Consider the following 11,005-nt stretch of genomic DNA (forward strand, 5'->3'; position numbering starts at 1 on the left):
GAAGGGGTAAAGCCTTTTTTTATTGAACTAAAGGGGCGGAATACTTCAATAATTCAATTCTTTCCCTTTTTAAAAAGTTGAAGAAGTAAGGTGGGTGTTCCCGTTTATTATCCAAGTAAATACACCTATCCTTATTGAAAGGAGGATATGGAAATGAAACCGATTATTTGTATAATTACTAGTTTTATTAGCAGTTTTATATTTGTACTTTTGATTTCGTTAAACTACTTTGGCGCGCTAAACTTCTTTGAATTGGCTGATTTTCTTTTGATATGGGGCATTTTCATATTGCCAGTCTTTTTGATTAATGGTTTTATCGCTGTCTATTTAGTTTCTTGTGTTCAGAAGCTTTTTAAATCAAAGACATATTTTATTTCTATGATTGTATTCATCCTTTTGGGGATAATTTGTAACATTTATGCCTTATCGCATTTTATAAGAAATGGATGGGACGATGGAGTTATTGAGTACCTGATTCTAGGAATTTCAGGTTCCCTTCTTTATTTTCATATTTGGTTGTTATTAGAAAAAATAACCATAAAGCGAAGAATTAATTTACTGTAAAAGTCTTAAAAGAATGAAATCCTTCTTCAACTAACGAGTAGGTTTGTTGAAGAGTGTTGTTTAACTTGTGTTCAACAATCGGGCCATATTGCGGCATAATACCTTAAAGATAGTAGGATATATATGTTACATTTTAGAAGGGATTGTGAAGGTTTTCCCAAAAGAAAATGGCGGAAAGAGGTAATATACTTGAACTTATCTATTGGATATTTACCGAGTAAATACTACGATTTTACACCAGATGCTGGAGGATGTTTTCCGTTTGCAGTAGATAAAAAAGTTCCCTATGTAGTATCAATTTGTGATATTTATTTACCAGAGTGTGAAGAGAATTTTGTACCGAGTTGGATGGGAAATATAAAAGCATATCCTTTATATTTCTGTGCAGATGTACCTAATTATTACAAGAATGAATATGAAGAGATTTTTAATGCAGTGCAAATTGAATATCGCTACCTAACAGAGGATAATGAAAAGTGCGTCTCCGTCGCAAAGATTCAAGATAAAAAGCAACTTTTAGCAGCTTTTCCTTTTTATATTACACTTGGTTGTGGAGGAGGTACTGTTGTTTGGGGTACAAAAGAGGATGTTTTTAGTGTTGAATTAAGAAAGTGGAAAGGAAACTGGGACGGATTAATTGAAAAAACAATAGTCATCATACCGAAAGTAGATACGAGTATTTTTTGGATTGGATATGATGGAGACAGTATTGATGTTCTTTCAAATCAGAAGTACTTTTCAACTTACGAAAATATAACAAAAACACTCCCTGAATTTGTAATACCAAGTTTATGTGAATTCGGTTAATTTACTTAGGAATATTTTCGAAAGATACAGTCACTCTAATACAAACGGGGCATTTAGTTGAAGAATCAAACTGGTTTTTTTTACTTGTTTTAATAGTTTGGAGAGTAGCCTTCAATTTTTTAAATATAAGTTGGTAGAAAGAGGTTTATATGTTTCCAATTCTTTTTGAGAGGACGTTTATTGTAATATTACATATAGTAAAATGGATATTTATATTATTATTGTGCTGTGCGGGGATTGTTATAGGTGCTGTACTATTAGGTATTATGGGTATTGAGGTACCTAATGTAGAACCAATCTTACATATAGCATCAGTACCTATTTTGTTATTCAGCCATAAAATTTTCCTAATAATATTAAACATATTCGTCATTATAATTTTTGTTTTACTATATTTTCAATCAAGAAAGATGAAAAAATAATACGAGGGTAAGCTGACAAGTTAAAAAAGTGTCTTGTTCAATTAACAAGTGCTTACTTGAAGATCATTGAGCTGCTTAGACGGCTCTTTTTTCTTGTTCAACAATCGGACCAGTTTATTGAACAAGGATATTTTGTGTTTTTAGCGAATTAGAATTACAACCACACTTATCAAGAATACAGGATATTGCAAAATAACAGGAACATAGGAGGTATGAGATTTGAAGATCCATAGAATAGATCATGTGGGTGTAAACGTAAATGATCTCTCTGCCGCTAAAGAATTTTTTCTCGATTTTGGCCTTGAGGTGCAAGGGGAATGGGAAATGGAAGGAGAGTTGATAAGTCAGGTATTTGGGCTTAATGACGTTAAAGTAGCATGTGTAGGGTTGGGGACACCAGACGGTCAGGTATGGATAGAGCTGATCAAATTTTATAATCCGTCAGATGAAAGAGAAATTCAGCAACCTTTTGCTAATACCCCGGGTATCCGGCATATTGCATTTGCTGTTGAGGATATTGAAGCTGTTGTTGCCAAGTTGAAAAAGAAAGGTACGAAAATCTTTAGTGAGATACTACACTATGAAGAAAGTTATAAGTTATGCTACTGCAGTGGGCCAGAGGGAATTATTTTAGAGTTGGCGGAGAAAATCAAATAATTACTAGTTATCTGGCCAATAATTGATGAATTTTGGCAGACCGCCAGTGAAATATGTAGCCTCGTCGATAAAGTTGTTCCGCAAGCGGGCGCGATTGTAAGGTAAGCGTTTCTGTTCTTATTCAACTCGTGAATAAGAATCTCTTAATCAATCTCATTTATTTTTAAAAACGGAATCTTCTGTTAAAATTGGGTAGATAGAAAGGAGTGACTAAGGTGAAATCACAAGTTATTGAAACTTTTGGTGAACCATCCGTATTTCAATATAAAGAGATTTCAAAACCTGAACTAAAACCTGGATATGTACTTGTCCAAGTAAAGGCTACAAGTGTAAATCCTATTGATACGAAAGTCCGTGCTGGTGCAGTTCCAACCGTTGCACCCGAGTTTCCAGCAGTATTACATGGGGATGTGGCAGGTTTAGTATCTGCGGTGGGTGAAGGAGTAACCGAGTTTAAAATTGGCGATGAAGTGATTGGATGCGCGGGTGGATTTAGAGGGACTGATGGCGGTGCACTTGCGGAGTTTATGCTAGCGGATGTTGATTTACTTGCTCACAAGCCGAAAAATTTGACGATGGAAGAAGCCGCAGCTTTACCATTGGTTGCTATTACCGCTTGGGAAGCCTTATTTAATCGGGCAAAGCTTATCCCGGGACAAAATATACTGATCCATGCCTCTTCTGGCGGTGTAGGACACATTGCTATTCAACTAGCCAAATGGGGAGGAGCGACAGTCTATACAACTGCCTCTTCGCAAGAGAAGCTGGAGATTGGCACGCGCCTTGGTGCTGATGTAACTATTAATTATCGAGAAGAAAGCGTTCACGACTATGTACAAAAATATACAGACGGAAAAGGATTTGACATCGTGTTTGACACGGTAGGGGGTGAAAACCTTGATCGCTCTTTTGAAGCGGCCGCGGTACATGGAACGGTAATAGCCATTGCTACTCGTTCGACTCATGACCTCTCCCCAGTGCATTTGAAGGGACTATCTCTACATGTTACCTTTATGTTGTTAAAGATAGTAAACAAGGATATGCATAAACATTATGGAGAAATTTTGAAGAAGATTGCACGGGTGGTTGAGGAAGGGAAGCTGCGTCCGCTTGTGGATTCAAATATTTTTACGTTTGATGAAGTCTCAAAAGCCCATGAGTACATGGAGTCAGGCAAGGCGATAGGGAAAATTGTTTTGAAAAATTGTTGGTAATAGTACTTGCAAGGAAGATTTAGTTAAAGTTAAAATATCCCCATGATCGGCTGCCTTTACATGGCAGTTTTTCTTATTGAGTAATGGAGTTAACTACTATGAAGGTTGCTGGGTTTTTAAAGTTGGAAGTGCAAAATAACACCCATCCTTTTAGGAGCATTCGTTTCTTTAAATTTTTAATGAAAGACTTATTAATTAATGTTGGGTATATTTGTCAAATAGTGCAAATATCCTCGTTAAGAGATTATACTAAATTGCCCGACGGCTCAATTCCTTCTGAATCATTTCAAGCATGGCGGATCGGAGCTTGCGCTCGTATGGATCAGTTTCGGATTCCGGCTTGGCGAGATAGTCCTCGTAATACTTAATTTCAAGATAGAGGATGTCAGTTGTCTCCATAACGGCATGGCGTTTGGACTTTTCTACTTCTGCCTCGATTTTTCCCAACTCATAATCAGCTGGGTCTCGATTGGCAATTTCCGATAGAATCACCTTTATTGATTTCGAGTCGGGTGCCTTATCATTATTCAGTCGTGTAAGTCGCTCATACAACTTCTTATTGGTGAGTTTTTTGACCTTAGCTTCACTATATCTCGAAAAAAATTTCATAATTTTTCTCCTTTAAGTAAAAGGTAACTAACTAGTATTTGTATAGTGCAAAAAAAAGCAAGTACAGCATCGTGTATGAATTAGAAGGGAACTCTCATTTAGAAATCTGTTAATAGACACACATTATCATAAGTTACTCGTATACCATAGTGGTCATGATGCGATCGGGTTCCCATTCGAATGGTTTAGTCGTTTCACTTCCACTGCTGCATGCCGTTAAAAAGATTGCTGAAACTAAAATCGTTATCAATACGGTTAATTTTTTATTATTACACTTCTTGTGAATTCATTAGTGAATCCACTAGTAACTGAAGTATGGCCCAGATAGATGCAACAGAAAGAATTGAAGGATACGGAATGTTCAGCGGTTGGTAAAAGTGATGTATAAAGTTTCTTCTCCTTTTTGTTCCTAGAAGTGTACCTATTCGAACAAAAAAATTCCCGGATTTTTAACCTTCAGCAATGTTATTGATATACTAAACTTTTAACGCCTAGTAAAAAGCGATACTTCATAACGGGTGAAATGAGGACTGATAATATGGTTATGAACTACTTTAAGAAACTTTTTTCTAGAGAGTTTGGGCCGTTTGCAACGGAGTTTGCATCATCGTTGGGCTACAATACATGGAAGGAAGCTCAGAAAAATTCCTATGCCATTTTCTTTACTGAAAATGATGACTTTTGGTTTGCGACGGAACTTACTGGCGGCCAATGGGCCGTGTGGAAGGAAGAGGGGCAAATGCCGTATCATTTTACTGTGTTTTCTACTTGGAATGAGGCTATTACGTATCTTCGGGGCTTGTTTGATGAAAGTGCGTTACCAGAACGTCACTGGATTAAGAATGCACCAAAAAAGAAGGTGGGAGATTTAGTTGATAAAGAAACTCAAATACAAATCCTGCTTGATGGGAGTGCCTTGGTCTTTGCTTGTGAAACTTTGGGTGTGAAAGATATGAGAACTCATAAATACTCTGAAGTGTTTACAGTAAGTTATGAGGAAGTATATGAATATATTTCTATCCACGGTCTTCCCCAAGGTGAGTCAACAAGCAAGGGCGCGCAAGGTGAGGGCTTCCATTATTATAAGAAAGATGGCAAATGGTACACCTTTTTTAGGGAGAGTGGCCAGATATCGGACGAAAAGAAATTTGATGACGAGGAGCTAGGAAAAAATATATCGTCACAACCTTGCTGCAATTAAGTGGCACTGGACTGTATTAGCACTTACTACTGCAGAGGGGAAATGGGTGTTAAGATCTTAAGCTTTGTAGTTAAAGTTTTTATCGGATTTCACTATCTTAGATTGTTGGAAGAGAAGAGACTGGACTTACTTCTTCTTGAACTAACGGACAGTTTAGTTCAACAAGGAGTTCCATTTTTAAACCAAAAATAGAGTTCAATATGATACGGTTAAATAAGAACTTGTGTAGGATTTTAATGGGGGTAGAGGTATATATTGAAAATATTAAGAATTACCTCATTGGTTATTGGTATGGCACTAGCAGGTTATAGTCTAATTACTAAAAACTTTGAGTTTATGCCATATATGATGTTTTTTGTAGGCGTACTTATGTTGGTTACCGGAGTTGTAGAATTTCAAGAAAAACGGAAATCAAATGCGATATCTTCTATCCTTGCAGCAGCATTTTTATTTTTTGTCGCCATTTATACTTTTTAAGCTAACGGGTGCTTTAATTCAAGAAGGAGTAAAGCCTTTTTCCTTATTGAACTAACGGTGCAGTTTAGTTGAACAATGATAAACAACTACAAAGGAGTGAGAATATGATTATTTTTGCGTTAATAGGGATTTATTTAATGCCTATCCTGTGCGTTATATTTTGTTTGAATTTGGTTTCTATATTGAAAAAGGTAAAACACGAAGAAAAAACTACGGTTAGTACTTTTTGGCTTACAATATCGTTTACTCTTATTATGTGGAGCATTGCAATGCTACCAGCAGCAGTCACTAATTAAGCTAACGGGTGCTTTACTTCAAGAAGGGTTAAAGCCTTTTTTCTTATTGAACTAAAGTGGCAGGTTAGTACAACAAGTCAGAGTTGCTTTTTTTCAAATATTTATAACGTGTAAACTTTTCCAATGAAACATATTTTTATTAAAATATCTATTTCAACTTATTTATTCGATTTATTTGGTTTTGTATAGAATTCATTTGCATTTGTAGTTTCTCTGTTTCTTTACGTAATTTCATGATATCTTGCGTTTCTGGACTACTCTCTTTTTGTTGATTTTGTTGGTTTTGTTGTTTTTGCATAGCTTGTTCCCGTTCCATAGTTAAACCGACAGTTGTAATAATATCTCCCAAAGTAACGAATATTTGACCTATATATTGTAAATTAGCTGGAAAGTCATCTTCTATACTATTTTTATTTTGGTCGTTCAGAATAACTTCCTCTTTTCTTTAATATCCTTCTTTATTCTATTTTATTTCTCTTTAAAATATGCCTCATTTTGTTTATTCACCAATTAACTACGGATAATAATTAAAAGTAATTGCAAATATCCCTTATTCGACTAACAGGCGCTTTACTTCAAGAAGGAGTAAAGCCTTTTTTGTTATTGAAGTAACGGGGCAGGTTAGCTGAAGAAGGTAAAAATTACTCATAAACAAATATGGATTTTACTGAGATACTTAAAGAAAGGTTAAGGTATTGAAAATCAGTGGGGTGTAAAATGAAGAAAAATATTTTAACTTATATCATTTATGTACTGTTAACAGTAAGCACAATTACTACATTATTCATTGTATATAAGGACATTGATAGTTGTTTTTCTCTTGCATTTGTAATCGGCTATATCATTTTTCTTTTTCTCTCTTTTTTTTATTTCATGATTGCGGTAATTATCAATATGAGAAAATTAAAATGGATTGAAATAAGAAAAAGACTGTATAAATTTATTGCTTATTTTGTTTTTTTAAGTGGGTTTACTTATATTGCTGACTATATCTTTAAATCATTAGAGTTTGATTTGTATAACATAGTTTCTACCTCCCTAGGTTTATCTCTTGGACTTGTTTTTCTGGACCTAGTCTTTTTTAAAGAGAAAAACGGCTAAAATGCTGGTTTGATTTTGATTCTTTTTAAACTCACGGGTGCTTTAGTGGAATAAGGGGTCTCGCCATATTTTTGAGGATTTACAACATTAAGGAAAGAATTGTTAACAAACGGCGCTTTGGGAACTTTGTTTTTAAAGTAAGTTCGAAATATAAAAAGTAAGGCATCTATAAGGTACAATTAATAAATAGTATATTTATCGATTTAATTTTGGAGGTATCTTATATGAAAAAAATATTAGCCATTATTTTTGCTTTATTAATAATTGCAGCGCCGACCATTCACTGGGCTATTACTAACCCTTCTAATTCATTAGAATTAATGCAGACATTAAGGAATTCTGATAATCCAGAGTCACTGTTTCTTGATCCTAAAAATATCGACTATAAGAGTATTGAATATATTCAAGAAGAATTTAACCCTAATATGATTACACAAATTACATTATTAGAAGTTAATGAGAAAACCCACTTAATTAAAACTACTCCCGGAACGAAAAAAATGAAAATTATAACTATAGAAGAATTACCAATTGAAATTAGAGAATATTTTATCGGACGAGAATAATTTTGCATTAAAAAGATTATATGTTCAAAATAAAAAATAAGGCTCTACTTAAATAATTAGATTCATTAAATACATATTTTAAACAAACCCATACAAAAAAACGTTCCTAAATGAACTACACCTCCAATTGTTAGATTGTGTCCAACAATTGGGGTGCAGTTCATTTCTGAGCGTTTTTATTTTCCATTTATATTGTAAATTTGCTGTTGAAACATATGCCGTCTAGTTTGCTATTTACACTGTTAAAAGCGTATTTCTCCCCATCAACCGAACCCGTTAGTAAAAACTGGAGTTGCTTTTTTTCATTTTATAGTAGGTGTTGTAAAGGTCTTTAATAGAAGCAAGATAAAAACGTTGAATCGACATATTTTAACCTGTTATTACCATCATTGATGTTTGGTTGATACGATTCATACGCTACATAATATATGTTAAAATAAAGAGTCCGAGTGAAATAATTGCGGCGCTTGGCGGTGCCTTCTGCGATAAGTGTGGCCACTGAAAATATAGTAAGAACTAGTTGATTGTAGTGGAGAGCGGCGACTCCTGCGGGAACAGCGCGAGCTGAAGACCCCACAGGAACGCAGTGACGAGGAGGCTGAAGCCGTGCCCGCGGAAAGCGTCCGCTCAGAACGGAAATCAACGGGATTGAGGGAAATCGGACTTTTTGGTGACATTCGATAAGTCGCGTAGAATGTCGTTATCTGTTTCATGCGCCGTTTACCCCGTTTTATACATAATCACGATTTAGCTCTGTGAAAGAAGAAAGTAATAGTATCTACAGGAGGAACAAAAATTGTTAGATAGAATACATAGGATTAACGTATGAGGGACTTAAGAAAACCTGAGAAAAGGTATCGCCCGGAAATTGAAGGAATCAGAACGATCGCAACTTTACTCATTGCTGTCTATCATATTTGGTTCGGTAGAGTATCTGGAGGAGTAGATGTGTTTTTTATTCTTTCAGGATTTTTAATTACGATGTCTCTACTATCCCGAATAGAGAGAATGGGCACGATTAAAATCGGAGAGTTTCTTTTAGGGTTATCTAGAAGATTATTTCCGCAAGCTTTGTTAGTAGTTGTTGTAATCGGAGGCTTTTCGTTATTATTTTTACCCCAAATTGAGTGGGGCGAAATCATTACCCATATGACTGCGTCTATACTTTATTTTGAAAACTGGCGCTTAGCCTTTGATGCGGTTGATTATTTAGCACAAGATAATGCTGCCAGTCCCTTTCAGCATTATTGGTCACTTGGTGTGCAAGGGCAGATTTATATTATATGGCCAATTTTACTCATAATCGTGTTTTTTCTCGCACAAAAGGTTTTCAAAACGCCTGTGCGTAAAACGTTTTTAGTCGCATTGTTCATTATTTGTACGAGCTCGATTAGTTACTCGGTTTATCAAACAAACCAAAACCAGCCATGGGCCTATTTTGATACATTTGCACGGGTGTGGGAATTTGGGGTTGGTGGTTTGTTAGCATTGCTGTTACCTTATTTAGTTTTGAATAAATGGGTAAATACGTTGCTAGGCTGGCTTGGTTTATCCATTGTTTGTTTAACGGGGGTTTTATTACCCGTGTCAACGGTATTCCCAGGCTATTTAGCGCTAGTTCCGATTAGTGGTGTCGTATTGCTGATCATCGCTTCTGAAAATAGAACGCGGTTCGGGGTCGAACGAATTTTACGTGTACAGCCACTGTTGTTTTTAGGTGGACTTACATATGGCATTTACTTATGGCATTGGCCGCTTTTACTTTTTTATCAATCTTTTATGAACACGAAAACAGTTCCACTTATTGACGGTGTCATAATTTTAGCCGTGACGGTAGTGTTATCCTTTATTTCGACTAAAGTAATTGAAGCACCCGTTTTGAAGATGGATAGCAGGAAAATGAAGGGGAAGGTTATCGCTTTATTGACGGTGATGGTATGTATTGCAGGTAGCTCAACAATCCTAATTTCATTGTATATTGATAATGTGAAGGCAGAAATGCTTGTTACGAGTTACGATGAAAAGGATTATCCTGGTGCGAGGGCTATCTACGAAAAAATTGAGCCACCTGAAGGGCTTGAACCCATTCCATCCAAGTTAAACATTAAGCAAGATTTACCGGCATTTTATGACCAAATGGAGTGCTTAGGGAAAGGTCAAATTCACGTAAAGAAATGTTCTTTTGGTGAATTGGCCAATCCAGATTATACAGTTGCATTAGTTGGCGGATCGCATTCAGGGCATTGGTTTCCAGCGCTAGAGATTTTGGCGGAGGAGCTGAATTTTCAATTAGATTTGTACAATCATGATGGTTGCCGCTTTACAAATGAGGACTCGAAAAAACATTTAACTGAAACATGTTTAGATTGGAATGCGAACTTACTAAAACATTTACAAGAAAATCCACCCGACTTGGTATTTACGACTTCTACATTGAATAAGCATGATACAGTTCCTATCGGGTATATCGGTCAGTGGACGCAACTTGAAGGCATCACGACGATATTCGCGGTCCGAGATAATCCGCGTATGAAGAAGAATATCCCGAGTTGTTTGGAAAAAGCAGACGACCCATTGGATTGTGCAATCACACGAGACCAAGGAGTATCGAAAGTAGTACCGTGGGAAAATACAGAGGGAATTCCATCTAACGTCATTTTTGCAGATTTGACTGATTACTTCTGTGATGATGCAACTTGCTATCCTGTCATCGGGAATATTATTGTTTATCGCGACAACAACCACATTACCGCACAGTACGCAAAAACATTAGCGCCCGCTTTAAAGAAGCCGTTACAGGAAGCTTTGGAGAGTTTGGATGTAACGAGGGGAATTGAATTGTTGGATTAAGTACTTGTTAGTATCAGAATTTCAATTCCATCAACTCGTATGTCACATCAAAAGAAGTAACTCCGGAGTGAAAACTGGAGTTACTTTTTTTGAATTAATGGCCATTTGTTGTGGAGTGTCCAACGAAACCATCGAAGTGTCCAATGAAAATCAGCGACTGTCCAACGAATGTCGGAAAGTCTCCAACCAATCCAGGAAAGTGTTCAACCAACGAGGGGGTTTCCAACAAAACCATCGAAGC

The 11,005-nt window shown here is 36.1% G+C and carries 11 protein-coding genes; 9 read left to right on the forward strand and 2 right to left on the reverse strand.

Annotated elements, in window-relative coordinates; translation table 11 throughout:
* Positions 1-153 precede the first annotated feature (153 nt).
* From HDC33_RS02300 to HDC33_RS02315, 4 genes are all read left to right on the forward strand, one after another.
* A complete protein-coding gene (locus HDC33_RS02300) occupies positions 154-564 on the forward strand; it encodes a hypothetical protein (protein WP_179390911.1) in 411 nt (136 codons plus the stop codon).
* A 189-nt stretch (positions 565-753) separates the two neighbouring features.
* Positions 754-1,371 (forward strand): hypothetical protein, encoded by a 618-nt coding sequence (locus HDC33_RS02305; RefSeq protein WP_179390912.1) that lies wholly within the window; start codon positions 754-756, stop codon positions 1,369-1,371.
* A 641-nt stretch (positions 1,372-2,012) separates the two neighbouring features.
* On the forward strand, positions 2,013-2,450 hold the full coding sequence (locus tag HDC33_RS02310; protein ID WP_179390913.1) for a VOC family protein: 438 nt from the start codon (positions 2,013-2,015) through the stop codon (positions 2,448-2,450).
* A 215-nt stretch (positions 2,451-2,665) separates the two neighbouring features.
* On the forward strand, positions 2,666-3,664 hold the full coding sequence (locus HDC33_RS02315; RefSeq protein WP_179390914.1) for a zinc-dependent alcohol dehydrogenase family protein: 999 nt from the start codon (positions 2,666-2,668) through the stop codon (positions 3,662-3,664).
* Positions 3,665-3,913: 249 nt separating this feature from the next.
* Here the strand turns inward: HDC33_RS02315 and HDC33_RS02320 are convergent, their stop codons facing one another.
* A complete protein-coding gene (locus tag HDC33_RS02320) occupies positions 3,914-4,273 on the reverse strand; it encodes a hypothetical protein (protein WP_179390915.1) in 360 nt (119 codons plus the stop codon).
* 538 nt (positions 4,274-4,811) lie between these two features.
* Here HDC33_RS02320 and HDC33_RS02325 point away from each other — a divergent pair.
* Together HDC33_RS02325 and HDC33_RS02330 are read left to right on the forward strand one after the other, a co-directional pair.
* Complete coding sequence (locus HDC33_RS02325) at positions 4,812-5,474, forward strand: hypothetical protein (RefSeq protein ID WP_179390916.1); 663 nt, start codon at positions 4,812-4,814, stop codon at positions 5,472-5,474.
* A gap of 255 nt (positions 5,475-5,729) precedes the next feature.
* Positions 5,730-5,951: a DUF3953 domain-containing protein gene (locus HDC33_RS02330; protein ID WP_179390917.1), complete on the forward strand. Its 222-nt coding sequence runs from the start codon at positions 5,730-5,732 to the stop codon at positions 5,949-5,951.
* A gap of 444 nt (positions 5,952-6,395) precedes the next feature.
* Here HDC33_RS02330 and HDC33_RS02335 read toward each other — a convergent pair whose 3' ends face one another.
* Positions 6,396-6,563, reverse strand: coding sequence for a hypothetical protein (locus tag HDC33_RS02335; RefSeq protein ID WP_179390918.1), 168 nt, complete (start codon positions 6,561-6,563; stop codon positions 6,396-6,398).
* Between the two features lie 401 nt (positions 6,564-6,964).
* Between HDC33_RS02335 and HDC33_RS02340 the strand changes: the two genes are divergently transcribed.
* From HDC33_RS02340 to HDC33_RS02350, 3 genes are all read left to right on the forward strand, one after another.
* Entirely contained in the window at positions 6,965-7,348 is a 384-nt protein-coding gene (locus HDC33_RS02340; RefSeq protein WP_179390919.1) for a hypothetical protein, read from the forward strand.
* 224 nt (positions 7,349-7,572) lie between these two features.
* Positions 7,573-7,914 (forward strand): hypothetical protein, encoded by a 342-nt coding sequence (locus HDC33_RS02345; protein WP_179390920.1) that lies wholly within the window; start codon positions 7,573-7,575, stop codon positions 7,912-7,914.
* Between the two features lie 825 nt (positions 7,915-8,739).
* Positions 8,740-10,764, forward strand: a complete 2,025-nt coding sequence (locus HDC33_RS02350; protein WP_179390921.1) for an acyltransferase family protein — start codon at positions 8,740-8,742, stop codon at positions 10,762-10,764.
* The last annotated feature ends 241 nt before the right edge of the window (positions 10,765-11,005 follow it).

Source organism: Sporosarcina sp. JAI121 (assembly GCF_013408665.1).
In the GTDB taxonomy this organism is placed as follows: Bacteria; Bacillota; Bacilli; order Bacillales_A; family Planococcaceae; genus Sporosarcina.